We start from the raw sequence: 17,476 nt of genomic DNA, 5'->3' as shown, positions 1-17,476 counted from the left end.
TTAATAAGTTCTGCTATATTTCCCACATAAATAGCGGTTAACTCTAATAAGGGCTCTAAAGTATATTTTTTCATTTGTTTAAATGGTTTCTTATCAAATAAAGTTAGATACTTTGTTTATCTCATTACAATTAAACAATTATTATTTTGGTTATTTATATAGAAACTATAGAATTTCAATACTACTCATATGTTATATTTAATTTAATAAAAGAAAGCATAAATTAAAAAACTGTCGGAATGGCATTCATAGGGGGATGATTTAATGAAAAGTGTAATTGATATGACGTGGGTCGATTTTTATAAAGAATTTGCTGAAAAATTATTGGAATATCATGAAAATCGTAAGGGTTTAATTGAAAAAGTCAAAAAAATATATATAATGACAGAAATTAAACTACCAACTTTAGAGAGAAATAATGATTTAACAGATATTGATCCATTTACAGTATTTGCTTTATTTAATAAAAGCAGTTTGAGTTTATCAAATAAGATAAAAATATTGAAAGCAATAGCAGAACTTTTTGAAATTAAGGCAGACTTACCAAATAGTTTTGAGAGTATTCCAACTATCAATAATATGGGAGCTACATTTTATTATTTTAAAGGTGACCGCAATGCAGATGATATTGATAAACTATGGATGCTATATAAGGCAGCATTAGAATTTGCTAAGAATCCTACAATGGCTTCTCAAGAAAAATTCATAGAATACTTTGATAAAGTTATATCTAAAAAAGGAATTCATAATAGTAAATTGACAAGCGGTTTATACTGGATTGCTCCAGAGAAATTTGTCAATCTTGATTCTCGTTCTAGATGGTATATATACGAATCTGGTCAAATTACTGGAGAAATAATAAATAAGTTACCTATAATAAATGGCAAATTATCAGGTGAAGCTTACATAGAAATAATTGTTAACATACAAGATTATCTTTCAAGCGAAGAAACAATGATCGATAACTTTATTGAATTGAGTTACGATGCTTGGTGCTATTCTGAAGAAATTAATTTGCAAAATAAGAATAAAGATATAGAAATTGAAACATCAGATGCAGATAAAGACGTGAAATCAATAAACTATTGGATATTTTCCCCTGGATCTCAGGCAGTAAACTGGGGCACATTTTATGAAAAAGGCATCATGTCGATTGGTTGGCAAGAATTAGAAGACTTTTCAATGTATACTAGTAGAGGTGATTTGAAAGAAAAGTTGCAAGAAATTAATGGAGATACCAATGGCTATATTAATATCACGAATGCTATATGGCAATTTACTAATGAAATGAAAAGTGGAGATATTGTTTATGTTAAAAAAGGTCAAAAACAAATAATTGGCAGGGGAATCGTTACTTCTGAACATGAGTATAATCCAAGTCAAGAATTTAAAAATATACGTAGGATCGATTGGACAGATAAAGGTGAGTGGGTTACTTCAATGAAACTAGCACCTAAAACTTTGACCAATATTACGCCATATAATGATTTTGTTGAAAACCTTAAAATATTATTTGAAGAAGATAAAATTGATATAGAAGATGAAACAGAAGCGCCCATACTAAATTACGATAGAGACCACTTTTTAAATGATGTGTTTATGGAAGAAGAAAGTTATCTTAATTTAGTCAATTTAGTTAGAAAAAAGAAAAATATTATTTTACAAGGTGCTCCTGGCGTTGGTAAGACATATGTAGCTAAGCGATTAGCTTATTCTATGATGGGAGTAAAAGATAAGAAACGTGTTGAAATGGTTCAATTTCATCAAAATTACTCTTATGAAGATTTTGTTATGGGATTTAGACCAACAGAATCGGGATTCGAACTCCGTACGGGTACATTCTATAATTTTTGTAAACGAGCAGAAAATGATATAGAAAATGATTATTTCTTTATTATTGATGAAATTAATCGAGGAAATTTAAGTAAGATTTTAGGGGAATTATTCATGTTAATAGAGAATGACAAACGTGGAACAGAACTGCAGTTATTATACGCAGACGAAAAGTTTTCTGTGCCCCCAAATATTTATATTATTGGAATGATGAATACAGCTGATCGCAGTTTAGCCATGTTAGATTATGCATTGCGTAGACGATTCGCATTTTATAATATGACAACTGGATTTTTTACACTAGGATTTAGGGCGTATCAAGAAAAGCTAGATAATTCTAAATTTGATTCTCTTATTCAATGTATTATAAATTTGAATTATGAAATTAATAGAGATGAGTCACTTGGTGAAGGCTTTATTATTGGTCATAGCTACTTTTGCAACTTTTCAAACGTTACAGACAATGAATTAGAGAATATAGTAGAATATGAAATTATTCCACTTATAAAAGAATATTGGTTTGATGAGACAGAAAAAGTAGATTTATGGTCTGAAAAATTAAGGAGAGCTATTTAATGATAGCTATTAAGAATATATATTATATGTTGTCATATGCATATAAAGTATTAAATGAAAAAGGATATCGTAAAGTCGCGACGGAAGACTTCGAGAATGCTATTGATTTGTATGCAGCTATTCTAATTAAGGGTATATCTATTCAACTGAAACGTGGCTTACATCATGAATATGTTGAAGAACAAGAATCCTTGAAAATTGTACGAGGAAAAATTAATATCACAGAATCTATTAAAAATCTAGATATCATGAATCAAAAACTCAATTGCTCATATGACGAGTTTTCGATTAATACGTATATGAATAAGATCATTAAAACAACTATGATTTTGTTACTTAAATCTGAAATTTCAAAAGAGAGAAAGAAAAAAATTAAAAAATTATTATTGTTTTTTGAAAAAGTAGATACATTAGATAAACGTAATATAAATTGGAATTTACAATTTACTCGTAATAATAAAACATATAAAATGTTAACGGCTATATGCTATCTAATTACGAAGGGATTGTTACAGTCAAAAAGAGATGGAAGTAATCAACTTATGGATTATTCAGATGAGCAACAACTTTCACGTCTGTTTGAAAAATTCACCTTTGAATATTATAAAAAAGAATTTCCACAATTAACTGTCACATCGTCCTATATTCCTTGGATGGTGGATGATGGGATTAGAGATATGTTACCTGTGATGAAGACCGACATTATCCTTTCATATAACAATGAATATTTAATAATTGACACGAAATATTATGCGAAAACATTACAAAATAACTATGATGCTAAAAAAATACATTCAGGAAATCTGTATCAAATTTTCACCTATGTTAAAAATCTAGATATAGATCTAAAAGAAAAGTCAGCAAAAGTTTCGGGAATGTTACTTTACGCTAGGACTGATGAAAAAGTAGTTCCCGACAATAATTATCAAATGAGTGGAAACCAGATTAATGTGAAAACATTAGATCTAAATTGTGATTTCAATCAAATTTCAGAGCAATTGAACCAAATAGTATTTGAATACTTTAAAATTTAATAAACTACTAGGCTAAGCTTTATAACTAAGATAATATTAATGGTATTCTTGTGTATCTGTTTATTTTAGTAACAACCATAAAATGTTGAAAATGCTTCATTGACTTGTGTTATTTGAATATTGTTAGTCAGACTATGAAATTCTGTTTTCATATAAATTAAGTTAGAATAGCTTTTAATAATTTAAATGTGAATTTGCTTTTCCAAAAATAAGTAATATATATTTTTAATATATGTTGCTATAAAAGGGTGAATATATGGCTGTTTTCTATGTATTTCAAGGTGTATCTTATGATGTAGAAAGAAAGGGTGGCTATGTGTGGTCACCTCAATTAACTAAGAATGGGAAAAGAAATGCTGGATATAGTAACATGATGAAAATTAGAAAAGGTGATTTTATTCTACATAACCAAAGTGGTAAGGTAGTTGCCATAAGCATTGCTAAAGGTGATTGTGAGGAAATGGATCAACCTCGTGAGATTATGCATGGCGAATCATCAAATTTATGGAATAAGGAAGGATATTGTGTTCAATTAACCTACTATCCATTTGACGTAGAGATAAACACCGCAGATTTTAGGCAGTGGCTCATAGACAACTATAAAGAAAATAGCGCCTTTAGTGTAAATGGTAGAGGAAAGCAGCAATACATGTGCGATTTAGATGAAGAGCATGCGGTATTTATTCTAGAAAAAGCGATTGAAATACAAGAGAATCCTGAAGTACTGTTTCATTTAAAAGGGGCATTGAAAGAAATTATAGATGATAAAATTTCAGAATATAATCAAGTAGAAAAAAACTTAATCAATATGGATTTAGAGAACAAGATAAGTGCAGCTCATCCCAATACAGAAACATCGAAAGTTGAACCGCAAAGGACAAAGGTTTCTACTTCTACTGGAAGAAAAATTCCCAAAAGAAATCCTGAAAGGGCAGTGGCGGCACTAATAATAGCTGATTATAAGTGTGAATATAATTCAGAAGATAGAACATTTACTAGAAAAAATGGTAATCAATATACAGAACCTCATCATCTAATTCCAATAAGTAAATATCGAGACTTCGATAGAAGCCTTGATGTTAAGGAAAACATTGTTTCTTTGTGTAGTCATTGCCATAACTTGCTTCATTATGGAAGGTTAGAGGAAAAAGAAGAAATATTAGAAAAATTATTACTTGATAGACAAGATCAGTTAAGTGACTATGGCATTTTAATCAATTTAGATCAATTATCTGTTTATTATAAATAAAAGAATACAAATTAATGATGTATTTATTGAGAGATAAGTTTGTAATTTAAAATCAACTGACATTTTAAATGTAGATTATAAGTAAAAATATATGAAATATTCATTATGTGGTGTGTACCTAATAAAAAAAGACAACAATCGTGCTAATCATAGTGAATAGGGATTGTTGTCTTTATTGAATTAACAGTGATTAAATTTGTTCTTTCGCGCTATTAAAATCTTGTAACATCTCATACCAAGATGCTTCAATATTTTCATTTAATCCAAAGAGTCCACTACGTCCTAATATATAGATGTCTGGTCCAGCTTTTTGAATTTTTCCAAAAGTTTTTTTATTTGATGACCCATCCATTTCTATGAGGTAATTAAAGTTATTGCTATCTCTAAGAACACGTAACTCTCGTATTTTTTCTAATGTATTATCAATGAATTTTTCACCTGCAAAACCTGGATCAACAGTCATAATCGTTATTTTATCGACTAAATCTATATAAGGAATGATGATATCAATTTTAGTTTCAGGATTTAAAACAACTCCAAATTTTAATTCTGCGTCATGCACTTGATTGATTAAACGGTAGGCAATTCCGTTCATAACTTCGGCGTGTACGCAAATATACTCACTTTTAATTTTGATTAATTGATCTATCCATTGAGCCGGGTTTGTTACCATCAAATGTGTAGAAATTGGGGCGGAAGAAATTTTTTTAACTTGTTCAATAAACCATGGTGACAACGTAATGTTTGGAACATAATGTCCGTCCATAATATCTATATGATACGAATCTACATGTTGATCTAAAAAAGTGATTTGCTCTTTAAATTTATCTAGGTCCATCGTCATTAATGATGGTGAAAATTGTGCTCTAACCATAAATGATCCTCCTTAAGAAATTTTTAGCTCATTTAAATCTATATCTTCTTCTTCTGTTTCTTCTTGTATATCATTGGATTCATCGATCGGTTTTTTTAAAATAGTAAGTACTAATGCAGTAACAATTAAGTTAGCTAATACGGCTAGTACAAAAGTAAATGGTTGTGACATGGTAGGCAGTACGAGTAAACCTCCGAATGGGACCTGTGCATCTCCGCCTAACACCATAGAAATCGCACCACCAACAGCACCACCTATTCCAGTAGCAATAATGCTACGAAGAATATCATTTAATGCTAGTGGTAACACACCTTCAACAATTTCAATGAGTCCCATTGGAAATGCAGTTTTTAAAGTTTCGACTTCTACTTGTTTATAAATGTTTTTTTTGAATAACCTAGCCACCCAGTAGGCTAATGCAAACCCTAAAGGTGTAGCGGTATTAACAACAATCAGTGCAGTGATAGGTTCATGAATACCTTGCGCTTGTAATGTCAAAACGAAAGCGAATACTGTTTTATTAATAGGTCCACCAAAGTCAATACTAGCTAGTACGCCTATCAATAGGCCATAGAATAACTTAGAAGTGCCACCTAACGATTGTAAATATTCTGTTAACCAATGTGTAAAAGCACCTATTGGAACACCAATGATATAGACCATAATTAGGCCTCCTATGAGTGAAGCGATAAATGGTATAACGAGCATTGGCATAAGGCCTTTAGCCCAATTTGGTAACTTTACGAACTTAATGATGAGTACTACAAGGTATCCCGTAAGAAAACCTCCAATGATGCCACCTATAAAATCAGCACCAACTGCAGTAGAGGTTAAACCTATAATTACGCCAGGAGCAATACCTGGCTTGTCTGCAATAGAATAGGAAATACCAGTAGCAATTATTACAGGCAATAATTTTAATCCTAGTCCTCCTATTACAGCAAGAACATCCCAAAATGAATAACCTGCCTTAGTTAAATCAGTAGAGCTATCTCCACCGAACGCCATTCCTATAGCAATCATAAACCCAGCACCACAAACTACGGGGATAAGATAAGAAATGGCTGTTAATAAATGTGTTTTGAAATTTAAATTATTGAAAAATGATTTCATAACCCTCATCCCCTTTAAGATGTAAGTATCTGTATAATTTCTTCTTTTCGTTTAGCGCTAAGTAATTTAGAACTTATTTCATCGTTACCCAACTTTCTAGCTATTTGAGATAATAATTTCAGATGATCTTTTGAGTTCTCAGTTCCGATTGCAATTAAAAATACAATTTGAGCACCGTTGTTATCTAGTGATTCCCATTCAACTTTATTATTTAATGTTGCGATTGCAACACCAGGTTTCTTAACGCTTTTGCTTTTGCCATGTGGAATTGCTAATAAATTACCAATTCCAGTCATGCCCTCAATTTCTCTGTTATAAACGTCATTTAAAAAATTATCTATATCATCGATGTACTGTTCTTTTTTAAACGATGCTGCTAAACTTTTTAAGGTCTCTTCTTTGTTAGTATAATTAGATTTTGGAAAAATTATATTTTCATCTAAGATATTTGTAAGTTCCAAATTTTTCATCTCCCTTAACTTTTACTCACAGCAATTTCTTCTATTTTTTCTATTAATTTATTTGGCGATTTAATTGCTACATCTGTAGGTATCTCAACTATTTTTTTCCCATCAAAACGTTCTTTATTTGAAATTTTTACGTCTATTGCCAGCAATACAATATCTGCATTACTTATTGCTTCTTCAGACAATTCATTTTCTGCACCAATTGTTCCTTGGGTCTCAATTTGAATGGAATGACCTTTCTTTTTAGCTGCTTGTTCTAATTTTTCTGCTGCAATATATGTGTGTGCAATGCCTACGGTACATGCGCAAACGCTTACGATGTTCATATAAATTACTCCTTTGTAATCAATTTTTTTATATATTCTTCATGTGCTAAATTTCTCATAAAGCTTCTTATTAAATCTTTTTCACTGTCTTCAACCTTCATAGGTATTAGTATTAAAATAATCAAATCAATGAATTTGTCTTGCCACGTTATAGATGAAGCGCTATTTTTCACTAAGACAATACGTGTTTGATAAACGTAAGATGCTTTAATATGAGGTAGGATTACTTTTGGATAGATTTCTAAGTCACCTTGAGATTCTCTAAAAGCAATGTCCTGTAGCATGGTATTTTGTTTATCAATAACATTATCTTCAATAAGTAAGTTTTCTATATCATCTAAAATTTTGTTCGCATCATTTGATTGTGCCGTTATTTCTAATAAAATTTCATCCATAATGAACACCTAACTTCGGAATAAGGGATTTTAATTTTTGTTGATCATTTTTATTAAACATTGCACTTACAACAACAACAGGTATAACATCGAAATTTTTTATTGAAATAGTAGAAATTATTAAATCGATATCTTTAATAATTTCGCTATTGATAATATCGGATGATATGACATCTATTACTTCAATCTCAGGAATATTTTTCTCGACTTTGACGCGTAATAGTTCTGATGTTCCTATGCCAGTTGTACATGTAATCAGTGTTTTGATTTTTCTAGGATTACGTTCTATTTCTCGAGCAAAATAAAGCGTTAGAAATCCTATTTCATCTTCTGAAATGGTTGGGATTAACTTTTTAGAAATATAAGATGTTTGAGAATATATTTCGGAATATTCAAACTTTATTTGATCTAATAAAGTATTTTTAATAAGAATATGATTTTCTATTCGGTTGATCATTGGTTTTATATGTTTCATTAAATCAATACGAAACGTAGTATTAGAAAAACCACTGTTCAATCTCTTTTCCATAGGTAGTATTAAATTGTTTGTAAAAGTAATAATGTCATCTGAAAAGTCACATTCATTATCCTGGTGTGAAGATGTATCGTGTTCTACGCGATAAGATGTTAGGTATTTATATAAATAGTCTTTTTCTACGTTAGGTAATTGGGAAGATAAGTACATTTCGAAATTTTTGATAATGATTTCACAAATTCTGTAATATCTTTGATCTGTCGTATGATCATTACTTTCTCTATTTTTATGTTTTTTAACTTCATGTCTTCCGTGTTTTCTAAAGCGTAATATTAAAATATATAAGTGTGAAAAGATATTAATATTGTATGGGTACGGTATGCTAACATTGAGCGTTTTTTCAATTGTACTTATTTGGTGATAAACAAAATTTTTATCTTTTTCTTCTATACTTTTGGGTATACTATCTGATTTTTCAATATCTAAAAATAAATTATCCATACTTTGCATTAATGCACTTCTGATATCAGATTCTTCTCCTGAAATTAACAAGGTACGATCTTTGCGAATTAGTTTTAGGTTAAACGGCTGGATCGTTTGTATAATCATTTTTTCATCTACGGATAACATACTTTCGCTAATATAGAATTTATTAATAATTTGGTTCACAGACGTTGGTTTTGGCGAGCTGATTAATAGATCCTTTAAAATTTCATTTCTTCTTTCAATAGGTGACATAGCTAACTTCACATTTTTGGATAGCGTATTTGGTGCAATGTCCAAGCTATTAAAGTCAGGATCTATATAAAAACCTTTACCTTTTGCTGAATAAATTTTTTTATTATCAGTAGAATCATTAATTTCATTGATTAAACGATAAATACTTTTAGAAGAGATCGATAATAAATCAGCAAGTTCAGTTGCTTTGGTATATCCAGAATTGTTTAGTAAAAAATTTATAATCTTTTTCTTTTTTTCCTCCTTATTCATAAATATGCCCTCCTCCATACATAAAGTGTATACCAATGATTTGTAAGCGCTTAATTTAAAATTGTCCAATACAGTGGACAATTTTTTATAATCTTATTAATTATTACATAATATTATAGAGCAAACATCTTTGGTTATAATTAAATAGTTATATTATGTATTAATTGATAGTATAAATATTAAAATTAATGTATACATTGTTGACATATATAAAATAGTGTGATTATATTCTTGTACTTTCACATATATATATTTATTTCACATATATAAAACTAGGGAGGGTTAGTATGGTTAAGTCTGCAAAACGAGTATTTGAGGTTTTAGAGTTATTGAAAGAATCTACAGTTCCATTGAGTGAAAAAGCAATAGGAGATAAATTAGCCATTCCACCAAGTAGTTTATTTAATTTACTTCAAACAATGTTAGATTCTAAATATATAAGAAAAGATTACCAAAATAAATATTTACTTGGACACAAATTAATCAATTTAGGCAATAGGGCACGAGAAGATTTGGATTTATACAATGAGAGTTTGACGTACATTAAATACTTAAATGAAAAAATTAATGAAACTATTTTTTTAGCTTATCCACAAAATAATGAAATGATTTATTTAACTAAATTTGATAGTAATCGATCTATAAGGACGACTGCACAACCTGGGGTTAATAAACCAATATATTCTACAGGATTAGGTAAGGCGTGTTTATCAATGTATGACATAAAGACGTTGGATGAAATGTTTGAAAATCTCGAATTTGAAAAAATTACACCTAAAACTGTTAAAAATTATAAGGAACTTAAAAGGCAATTAACAGTATTTAAGGAACACGGTTATTCCATAGATGACGAAGAAAATGAAATAGGGTTATATTGCATAGCTTCACCAATACTGAATGATGAAAAGCAAGTTGTTGGTGCGATAAGTTGTGCTGGACCAAAGGAACGAATAATTGAAAATAAATCTATCCCTGACCTTATAAAGCAAAATGCTTATATCATTTCAAAGGCAATGGGGTTAACGAGAAATGGAGTGTATATAAATTGACTGTAATTTCATATGGTGAAGTAATGGGTGTATTTTCACTTAATGACAGTAAGTTTGTTTATAGTAATAACGCACAGTTTCATATTGCTGGAGCAGAGGCTAATACCATGATTGGGTTATCTAAATTAGGTATTTCGTCACATTTTATTACTGCTACAGGTAATGATGCAATTGGAGATGCAATACAATATCAATTAAAAGGTGAAGGAATAGGTACTAAATTTTTAACTAAATTAAATAATTACTCGACTGGAATTATGACAAAAGAAAGAGCGGCATCTAATATCATTCGAGTAAATTATTTTAGAGAATTTAGCGCAATCAATCATTATGAAATAAGTAGTTTTTTTAACGATATTTTTGAAAACGCAACCATTTTGTATATTACTGGTATTACCCCATCTTTAAGTCAACATACCTATAAAACAACAATTTCATTAATAAAAGAAGCAAAAGAAAAAGGATTAACTATTATATTTGATCCTAACTATAGAAAAAAACTATGGAATGAAAATGAATTCAGAAAATTTTATAAAGAAATTGCTATGGATATTGATATTTTACTAACTGGGAATAGTGAGGCAAAAATTCTATTTGGAAGTAAAAAATATGAGGAATATGCGAAAAATATGAACAATAAGCTATTAGTTATTAAAGATGGTTCTAGAGGCGCATTTTTTGCTAATCAGAAGGAAAGGTTTTTTAAAGAAGCATATAAAGTTAAAGAAGTGGATTCTATTGGCGCAGGGGACGCTTTTGCTGCGGGTTTAATATATGGTCTTGAAAGCTATGGTATAGAAAATTTAGTTGAAGTTTCTAAATATGCTTTAGCCATGGGAGCTTTAGCTACAACTACTTATGGAGACTTCTATGGATTGCCAAAATTAAATGAGCTAGAGCAATTTTTAAATAATCAAATTTGTGATGTAGAAAGGTAGTGTTTAAATGAATATTGATTCAATTAAGAAATATCAAATCATATCAATAATTAGAGGATACGACACTGAAGATACATTGAAAATAGTAGAACAGTTATATAAAGCAGGAATTAGATTAGTAGAGGTAACGCTTAATTCACCAAACGCTTTTAATTCTATAAACAGTTTGAATCACATATATGATGATGAAATGTTAATAGGAGCAGGTACGGTTTTAAATGTTGAGCAATGTGAAAAAGCCATAAACGCTGGTGCAAAATTTATTATATCGCCTGATACAAATCCAGAGGTAATAGCATATACAAAAAAAGAAAATGTTATTTCAATTCCGGGAGCCCTGACTCCTTCAGAAATTACCCTAGCTAGTAATAAAGGTGCAGATATTGTAAAAGTATTTCCAATAGCAGAAATGGGGCCAGGATATATTAAAGATATTCGAGCGCCACTAGATGATATGAATTTATTACCTACTGGAGGAATTGATGAAGAAAATATAAAACAATATATCAATATGGGTGCAATCGGTGTCGGAGTCAGTAGTGCAATCGTAAAAAATGGTTTGAAAATTAATGAATCATCATTAAATGAGATTAAATTAAAAGCTGAAAATTTGATTCAAAAATTAAATTAGGAGGATGCTAACATGAAAATTAAAAGTTATAAGTTATATCAAGTACCACCGAGATGGCTATTTTTAAAAATAATTACAGATAACGGTATTATTGGTTGGGGAGAACCAGTAATTGAAGGTAAAGCAGATACTGTGAAGGCTGCAGTAAAAGAATTAATGGACCAAATTATAGGTGAAAATCCTTGTAATATTGAAGGTTTGTGGAATCAAATGTATCGTTCTTCATTTTATAGGGGTGGGCCCATATTGATGAGTGCTATTGCAGGCATTGACCAAGCGCTTTGGGATATTAAAGGAAAGTATCTTAATGCTCCTGTTCATCAATTATTAGGCGGTAAAGCACGTGAAGAAATAAAAGTCTATTCTTGGGTAGGAGGGGATAGACCTACGGATGTCGCTCTTGAAGCTCAAAAAGTTTCAGATAAGGGATTCAAAGCAATTAAAATGAATGCAACTGAAGAATTACAATATGTTGATGATTTTAAAAAAGTTCAAGATGTTATTGAGCGTGTACATGCAATCAGAGAGAAAATGGGAGAAGACTTTGGTATAGGTATTGATTTTCACGGAAGAGTTCACAAACCTATGACTAAAATATTATTTAAAGAGCTCGAACCTTTACATCCATTATTTATTGAAGAGCCTGTGTTACCTGAACATAACGAAACTTTAAAGAATCTATCGAATTTTTCTATTCCAATTGCCACTGGAGAAAGAATGTACTCACGTTATGATTATAAATCAGTATTAGCAGATGGTTACGTAGATATTATTCAGCCCGATTTATCTCATGCAGGTGGTATTACAGAATGTAAGAAAATTATATCTATGGCAGAGGCTTATGATGTGGCAGCGGCACCACATTGCCCTTTAGGACCAATTGCGTTAGCCGCCTGTCTACAAGTAGATGCAACTTGTCATAACGCAATTATACAGGAGCAAAGTCTAGGTATTCATTACAACAAAGATAATGATTTATTAGATTATGTTAAAGATAGAAGCATTTTTGAATATGAAAATGGCTATGTAAAAATACCAAATGGCCCCGGTTTAGGTGTCGAAATTGATGAAGAGTATGTCGAGGAAAGAGCAAAGGAAAGTCATAACTGGAAAAATCCAATTTGGAAACACAAAGATGGTTCTATTGCCGAATGGTAAGTAGAGGAAGGAGGTAAATATGAGTTTAATAGGTGTTATATTCAGTGTAGCTATTAGTGTATTAATACTCTTAGTGTTGATCATAGTTTTAAAATTAAATACTTTTGTCTCATTAATAATTACATCGGTAATTGCAGGTCTGTTTTTAAACATACCTATTGAAAATATAATGGGAAGTATTGAAAATGGGATAGGAAGCACACTTGGTCATATAGCTTTGATATTTGGTCTTGGTGCCATGTTAGGTAAATTACTATCTGATGGTGGTGGAGCAAGTAGAATTGCAGAAACATTAATTTCAAAATTTGGGGAGAAATACACACAATGGGCAATTATAATTGCTTCATTTATTATAGGCATCGCTTTATTTTTAGAAGTTGGTTTAGTTTTACTTATACCGTTAGTATTTACTATTGCCAAAAAACTTAAGGTCTCACAATTGAATATTGGTATTCCTATGATGGCAGCTTTATCAGTAACACATGGATACTTGCCGCCACATCCAGGGCCAACGGTTATAGCTAAAGAACTACATGCAAACATTGGTGAAGTACTTATGTATGGAATAATAATAGCGATACCTGTAGCTATTATATCTGGACCTTTATTCTTGAAAGTTGCTGAAAAAATCGCGCCTTCTGCATTTGGAAAAAAAGGTGATATTTCAGAGTTAGGAAATCAAAAACAATTTTCTGAAAGTGAAATGCCAAGCTTTGGATTAAGTGTATTTACGGCATTGTTACCTGTAATATTAATGTTATTATCCACTGTTTTACAATTAATAACAGGGCATGAGGATGGAAAAGGTATAAATTATATAGAAAACTTTATATATTTTATAGGTACTGCAGGAACAGCGATGATGATCTCAGTTATATTCGCTATTTTTTCAATGGGATTAAGGAGAGGAAAACGAATCGGAGAAACAATGGATTCAGTAACTAATGCAATATATCCTATTGGAATGATGCTGCTAATAATTGGTGGCGGTGGAGCCTTTAAACAAATCCTTATTGATGGTGGCGTGGGTGATACGATTAAAGAAAGTTTTACAGATACATCAATGTCCCCATTACTTTTTGCTTGGATTATAGCAGCAGTATTAAGGATTGCATTAGGGTCTGCAACAGTTGCGGGAATATCTACTACAGCAATTATTTTACCAATAGTGCAAAATTCAGATACAAATGTGGCGCTAACAGTTTTAGCTATAGGCGCTGGTAGCTTAATCTTTTCTCATGTAAATGATGCAGCATTTTGGATGTTTAAGGAATATTTTGGACTTACGATTAAAGAAACATTTTTAACATGGTCGCTATTAGAAACTGTTCTTTCAGTTTCAGGAATTATATTTATTTTATTTATAAGTTTATTTGTATAAAACTTAATGTGATGAATATTACCGATTAAATTTTCTCTTATTATTGTAAAATAAAGAATACAACTATATTTTGAATCGATTTTGATTTGTAGAAATTATATAAAAATATTTTCGTTGAATTCATACTAATATGAATTCAACGAAAGTGTTTTTTCTATTAGACTTTGTCTACTTTCTAAAACCATCCTTCATACAGGTGGTTTTGATTAATTTAGAGGTATTTATGTCTTGAAAGCTTAATTGTTTTAAAGATCATTTAATGTTGGCACTGCATTTCTTTGCTTTTCAATTGCACTTATATCAATTTTTGTTTCTAAAATTGCTTCTTCAGCTTGTGCTTCTATTAAAATTTTTCCATCTGAAGTTACAATCATTGAATGTCCAGCGTAAGTGTTAGAATGGTGGTTTTTGTGATTTACTTTGCCCACACTATTACAAGCAATTACAAAGCAATTATTTTCAATTGCACGAGCTTGTAGTAAGGCACGCCAATGATGCAAGTTTTTAGTTGTCCATTGAGCGACAACGAAAACTATTTGAGCACCAGACATGATAGATTTTCTTGTAACTTCAGGATAACGTAAATCATAACAAATAACTTGAGTCGAAGGAATGCCATTCACTTCAAAATTGTTAGGTTCATTTTTACCACCTCATCCTGGCCCTATAGCTGTTTCTGCAGAATACGGTGCTAATATTGGATTAGTTTTAGTATACGGAATTATTGTAGCAATACCTACAGTGATTATTTCTGGAATATATTATCCAAAAATAGCTCAGAAATTTATACCTTCAGCTTTTGGGAAGTTCAATTAGAAAGATCTACCTTTGCAACTACAGAAAATATAAAATTTAAAAAATTACCCACTTTTAGATTGAGTTTATTTACTGCACTATTTCCTGTGTTTTTAATGACAATAGGTGCGGTATTAGATATATTACAAAAGCAAATGGGTTTTGTAGATAATATAATTATAAGTATTCTAAAGTTAATAACTAACTCATCTACTGCTATGATGTTATCCTTAGTTCTAGTTTTATATACAATGGGGATAAAACAAAGTATATCAAGAAAACAAATTACTCAGTCATGTACTAATGCTATTAACGCAATGGGTATGTTGCTTCTTGTTATCGGTGGTGGTGGCGCTCTTAAACAAGTTATTATTGATGGTGGTGTAGGTGATTATATTGCAACGCTCTTTGATGGGTCAAATTTATCTTCAATTTTATTTGCATGGATAGTAGCTGCTATTTTAAGGCTAGCATTAGGATCTGGAACTGTAGCTACTTTAACCACAGCTGGTTTAGTAATACCTTCGTTAACAGGAGTTCCAGATGTCAATTTGGAACTTGTGGCATTAGCAACAGGTGCGGGAAGTGCTGTTGCATCTCATGTGAATGATGCTGGTTTTTGGATAGTTAAAGAGTCTTTGGGAATGACTTTGAAAGAAGCTTTCGGTACTTATACAGTATTATCTTCGATTTTCGGTATTTGTGGATTAATATTCATTATGATATTAGATATGTTTGTGTAGTCGATTCACTTAACATTACTTCAATAATTAAGAATGTGACAATTTGGTATAATCGAAGAATTGGATTATTTTCAAAAAAACGATTATAAACTAAGGACCTGAGACATTAAATGCCTCAGGTCCTTAATTGATTATTGCAATTAATCTTTCACCGTATAACTCCTAAAAATTCTATCCATTTTACGATTTTCCGATTTACTAATATACAAACTTTGCAAATTATTTTACGCGATCCCAAATAAGTTTTTGGTTACGATTATTGCCATTTACAAGTGTTAAGACGTTGTCTTCTAGTGTATATTCACGTGGTTGAGTATTTCCTAACCAAGTAGGATTCATACTGACATCCATTGTATGATAAAGTGTAGCGTTTGCTTCATCTATTTTAAATTTACCTGAGTACGCTACGTATCCTTCTGCTGCTGTCGCCATTTCTTCTGTTGTGCCTTTGTGCAAGTCACCTGACGCATAGCTTGGTCTGCCTTGTTGCATTAGTTGCGCTGACATATAACCATCTGGATTATACATAATAAAACCTGTAGCATCTTTACCAAGAGGGTAGTAAATTGTTCCGTCTTCTGCTACATCTTGATATGTGCGTAATTTCCATGTGCCTATTAGCTGTTCTTGAATATTTGTCATAATGGTAAGCTCCTTTAATTAAATATTTTCAAATTATTACTTAAGCGTTCATGCCGCCTGATACACTGATAGTTTCTCCTGTAATGGCTGACGCTTTATCTGATGATAGAAAAACAACAGTATCTGCAATTTCACTTGGTTCTAGCAAGCGATTCATTGGCATTTTACCTGTAATGTGTTTTTCCATTGCTTCTTGTTCTGTAGAATTGTCTTGTTCAGCTAAATTAGCTAACTGATTCTCAATTAATGATGTGCGTACTGGTCCTGGTAATACTGCATTGGCTGTAATTCCTTGGTCTACTGTCTCTAAAGCGACAGATTTGGTGAAACCTATTTGTGCAAATTTAGAAGCAACGTATGCAGATTTATAAGGATCTGCTGTTTCACCATGTGCTGATGAAATAGTTATGATGCGGCCACTATGTTGTGCTTTCATGCTTGATAAAACATGTTTTGTCATTAAAAATGTACCTGTTTGAATAACGTTAATAACTTGGTTCCATTTTGATAATGGGAAGTCTTCAACCGCTGCAATGTGTTGAATACCTGCATTGTTTACAAGTACATCTATAGCGCCATAGTTGTTAATAATGGCTTGGATAGCCGTTTCTATTTCAGATTCATTTGTTACATCTACAGCATATGCATAACCTTTTTGTAGTTGATTTGCTGATTCTTCTGCTTTTTCTTTGCTCATATCAAAAATAAATACGCGATCTTGTTCTTTATCAAAAGCATTTGCGATTGCGAAACCTATTCCTTGTGCCCCACCAGTTACAATTACATTTCTTGTCATATAAACTACCC

Annotated in this window: 19 protein-coding genes; 10 read left to right on the top strand and 9 right to left on the bottom strand. The window is 31.0% G+C overall.

The genetic code is table 11. The features are described 5' to 3' along the window. Positions 1-264 precede the first annotated feature (264 nt). From ACSUE0_RS00940 to ACSUE0_RS00930, 3 genes are all read left to right on the top strand, one after another. Complete coding sequence (locus ACSUE0_RS00940) at positions 265-2,409, top strand: AAA family ATPase (RefSeq protein ID WP_436955637.1); 2,145 nt, start codon at positions 265-267, stop codon at positions 2,407-2,409. Beyond that, positions 2,409-3,443, top strand: coding sequence for a 5-methylcytosine-specific restriction endonuclease system specificity protein McrC (gene mcrC, locus ACSUE0_RS00935; protein ID WP_436955635.1), 1,035 nt, complete (start codon positions 2,409-2,411; stop codon positions 3,441-3,443). The genes ACSUE0_RS00940 and mcrC overlap by 1 nt, the downstream gene beginning before the upstream one ends. A 256-nt stretch (positions 3,444-3,699) precedes the next feature. Continuing rightward, positions 3,700-4,692, top strand: a complete 993-nt coding sequence (locus tag ACSUE0_RS00930) for an HNH endonuclease (protein ID WP_119614950.1) — start codon at positions 3,700-3,702, stop codon at positions 4,690-4,692. A gap of 190 nt (positions 4,693-4,882) precedes the next feature. On the opposite strand, the gene alsE is transcribed toward ACSUE0_RS00930, so the two are convergent. Genes alsE through ACSUE0_RS00900 form a run of 6 tightly spaced genes read right to left on the bottom strand, consistent with a single transcriptional unit; the run spans position 4,883 to position 9,332 of the window. After that, positions 4,883-5,566: a D-allulose 6-phosphate 3-epimerase gene (gene alsE, locus ACSUE0_RS00925; RefSeq protein WP_119614951.1), complete on the bottom strand. Its 684-nt coding sequence runs from the start codon at positions 5,564-5,566 to the stop codon at positions 4,883-4,885. A 12-nt stretch (positions 5,567-5,578) separates the two neighbouring features. Then, a complete protein-coding gene (locus ACSUE0_RS00920) occupies positions 5,579-6,679 on the bottom strand; it encodes a PTS fructose transporter subunit IIC (RefSeq protein WP_436955633.1) in 1,101 nt (366 codons plus the stop codon). Between the two features lie 14 nt (positions 6,680-6,693). Beyond that, positions 6,694-7,149, bottom strand: a complete 456-nt coding sequence (locus ACSUE0_RS00915; protein ID WP_436955631.1) for a PTS sugar transporter subunit IIA — start codon at positions 7,147-7,149, stop codon at positions 6,694-6,696. Between the two features lie 5 nt (positions 7,150-7,154). Further along, a complete protein-coding gene (locus ACSUE0_RS00910) occupies positions 7,155-7,472 on the bottom strand; it encodes a PTS fructose transporter subunit IIB (RefSeq protein ID WP_119614954.1) in 318 nt (105 codons plus the stop codon). A gap of 5 nt (positions 7,473-7,477) precedes the next feature. Next, positions 7,478-7,867, bottom strand: a complete 390-nt coding sequence (locus ACSUE0_RS00905) for a PTS sugar transporter subunit IIA (RefSeq protein ID WP_119614955.1) — start codon at positions 7,865-7,867, stop codon at positions 7,478-7,480. After that, positions 7,860-9,332, bottom strand: coding sequence for a BglG family transcription antiterminator (locus ACSUE0_RS00900; protein ID WP_436955629.1), 1,473 nt, complete (start codon positions 9,330-9,332; stop codon positions 7,860-7,862). The genes ACSUE0_RS00905 and ACSUE0_RS00900 overlap by 8 nt, the downstream gene beginning before the upstream one ends. A 287-nt stretch (positions 9,333-9,619) precedes the next feature. On the opposite strand from ACSUE0_RS00900, the gene ACSUE0_RS00895 reads away from it, so the two are divergent. From ACSUE0_RS00895 to ACSUE0_RS00875, 5 genes are read left to right on the top strand one after another with little or no spacing between them, the layout of a single operon-like run. Beyond that, the gene (locus ACSUE0_RS00895; RefSeq protein WP_119614730.1) at positions 9,620-10,381 is read left to right on the top strand and encodes an IclR family transcriptional regulator; all 762 of its coding nucleotides are present in this window, start codon (positions 9,620-9,622) and stop codon (positions 10,379-10,381) included. Continuing rightward, positions 10,378-11,319: a sugar kinase gene (locus tag ACSUE0_RS00890; RefSeq protein ID WP_436955626.1), complete on the top strand. Its 942-nt coding sequence runs from the start codon at positions 10,378-10,380 to the stop codon at positions 11,317-11,319. The genes ACSUE0_RS00895 and ACSUE0_RS00890 overlap by 4 nt, the downstream gene beginning before the upstream one ends. Before the next feature lie 7 nt (positions 11,320-11,326). Continuing rightward, positions 11,327-11,950, top strand: coding sequence for a bifunctional 4-hydroxy-2-oxoglutarate aldolase/2-dehydro-3-deoxy-phosphogluconate aldolase (locus ACSUE0_RS00885; RefSeq protein ID WP_119614728.1), 624 nt, complete (start codon positions 11,327-11,329; stop codon positions 11,948-11,950). Between the two features lie 12 nt (positions 11,951-11,962). Continuing rightward, the gene (gene dgoD, locus ACSUE0_RS00880) at positions 11,963-13,108 is read left to right on the top strand and encodes a galactonate dehydratase (RefSeq protein WP_119614727.1); all 1,146 of its coding nucleotides are present in this window, start codon (positions 11,963-11,965) and stop codon (positions 13,106-13,108) included. Between the two features lie 19 nt (positions 13,109-13,127). Next, positions 13,128-14,489: a gluconate:H+ symporter gene (locus ACSUE0_RS00875; protein ID WP_436955624.1), complete on the top strand. Its 1,362-nt coding sequence runs from the start codon at positions 13,128-13,130 to the stop codon at positions 14,487-14,489. 245 nt (positions 14,490-14,734) lie between these two features. Here the strand turns inward: ACSUE0_RS00875 and ACSUE0_RS00870 are convergent, their stop codons facing one another. After that, the gene (locus ACSUE0_RS00870) at positions 14,735-15,112 is read right to left on the bottom strand and encodes a nitrilase-related carbon-nitrogen hydrolase (protein ID WP_259338083.1); all 378 of its coding nucleotides are present in this window, start codon (positions 15,110-15,112) and stop codon (positions 14,735-14,737) included. On the opposite strand from ACSUE0_RS00870, the gene ACSUE0_RS00865 reads away from it, so the two are divergent. Both ACSUE0_RS00865 and ACSUE0_RS00860 read left to right on the top strand, forming a co-directional pair. Beyond that, complete coding sequence (locus ACSUE0_RS00865; protein WP_436955622.1) at positions 15,102-15,305, top strand: hypothetical protein; 204 nt, start codon at positions 15,102-15,104, stop codon at positions 15,303-15,305. The two genes, ACSUE0_RS00870 and ACSUE0_RS00865, sit on opposite strands and share 11 nt — an antisense overlap. A 59-nt stretch (positions 15,306-15,364) precedes the next feature. Next, positions 15,365-16,027: a hypothetical protein gene (locus ACSUE0_RS00860; RefSeq protein ID WP_436955620.1), complete on the top strand. Its 663-nt coding sequence runs from the start codon at positions 15,365-15,367 to the stop codon at positions 16,025-16,027. A 219-nt stretch (positions 16,028-16,246) separates the two neighbouring features. Here ACSUE0_RS00860 and ACSUE0_RS00855 read toward each other — a convergent pair whose 3' ends face one another. Next, positions 16,247-16,669, bottom strand: coding sequence for a lipocalin-like domain-containing protein (locus ACSUE0_RS00855; protein ID WP_119614724.1), 423 nt, complete (start codon positions 16,667-16,669; stop codon positions 16,247-16,249). Positions 16,670-16,709: 40 nt separating this feature from the next. Beyond that, the gene (locus ACSUE0_RS00850) at positions 16,710-17,465 is read right to left on the bottom strand and encodes an SDR family NAD(P)-dependent oxidoreductase (RefSeq protein WP_119614723.1); all 756 of its coding nucleotides are present in this window, start codon (positions 17,463-17,465) and stop codon (positions 16,710-16,712) included. Positions 17,466-17,476 lie beyond the last annotated feature (11 nt).

Source organism: Staphylococcus sp. AS1337 (genome assembly GCF_051408735.1).
Taxonomy (GTDB): Bacteria; Bacillota; Bacilli; order Staphylococcales; family Staphylococcaceae; genus Staphylococcus; species Staphylococcus xylosus_B.
The sequence above is the reverse complement of the archived record's forward strand: the minus strand, read 5'-3'. Positions and strand labels throughout refer to the sequence as shown.

Bases quoted from the DNA above. Each gene is read 5' to 3' on its own strand.
- ACSUE0_RS00865 (WP_436955622.1), top strand. From the start codon at position 15,102: ATGCCATTCACTTCAAAATTGTTAGGTTCATTTTTACCACCTCATCCT.
- dgoD (WP_119614727.1), top strand. From the start codon at position 11,963: ATGAAAATTAAAAGTTATAAGTTATATCAAGTACCACCGAGATGGCTA.
- ACSUE0_RS00940 (WP_436955637.1), top strand. From the start codon at position 265: ATGAAAAGTGTAATTGATATGACGTGGGTCGATTTTTATAAAGAATTT.
- ACSUE0_RS00905 (WP_119614955.1), bottom strand. From the start codon at position 7,867: ATGGATGAAATTTTATTAGAAATAACGGCACAATCAAATGATGCGAAC.
- ACSUE0_RS00855 (WP_119614724.1), bottom strand. From the start codon at position 16,669: ATGACAAATATTCAAGAACAGCTAATAGGCACATGGAAATTACGCACA.
- mcrC (WP_436955635.1), top strand. From the start codon at position 2,409: ATGATAGCTATTAAGAATATATATTATATGTTGTCATATGCATATAAA.
- ACSUE0_RS00900 (WP_436955629.1), bottom strand. From the start codon at position 9,332: ATGAATAAGGAGGAAAAAAAGAAAAAGATTATAAATTTTTTACTAAAC.
- alsE (WP_119614951.1), bottom strand. From the start codon at position 5,566: ATGGTTAGAGCACAATTTTCACCATCATTAATGACGATGGACCTAGAT.
- ACSUE0_RS00915 (WP_436955631.1), bottom strand. From the start codon at position 7,149: ATGAAAAATTTGGAACTTACAAATATCTTAGATGAAAATATAATTTTT.
- ACSUE0_RS00920 (WP_436955633.1), bottom strand. From the start codon at position 6,679: ATGAAATCATTTTTCAATAATTTAAATTTCAAAACACATTTATTAACA.
- ACSUE0_RS00895 (WP_119614730.1), top strand. From the start codon at position 9,620: ATGGTTAAGTCTGCAAAACGAGTATTTGAGGTTTTAGAGTTATTGAAA.
- ACSUE0_RS00885 (WP_119614728.1), top strand. From the start codon at position 11,327: ATGAATATTGATTCAATTAAGAAATATCAAATCATATCAATAATTAGA.
- ACSUE0_RS00910 (WP_119614954.1), bottom strand. From the start codon at position 7,472: ATGAACATCGTAAGCGTTTGCGCATGTACCGTAGGCATTGCACACACA.
- ACSUE0_RS00850 (WP_119614723.1), bottom strand. From the start codon at position 17,465: ATGACAAGAAATGTAATTGTAACTGGTGGGGCACAAGGAATAGGTTTC.
- ACSUE0_RS00875 (WP_436955624.1), top strand. From the start codon at position 13,128: ATGAGTTTAATAGGTGTTATATTCAGTGTAGCTATTAGTGTATTAATA.
- ACSUE0_RS00930 (WP_119614950.1), top strand. From the start codon at position 3,700: ATGGCTGTTTTCTATGTATTTCAAGGTGTATCTTATGATGTAGAAAGA.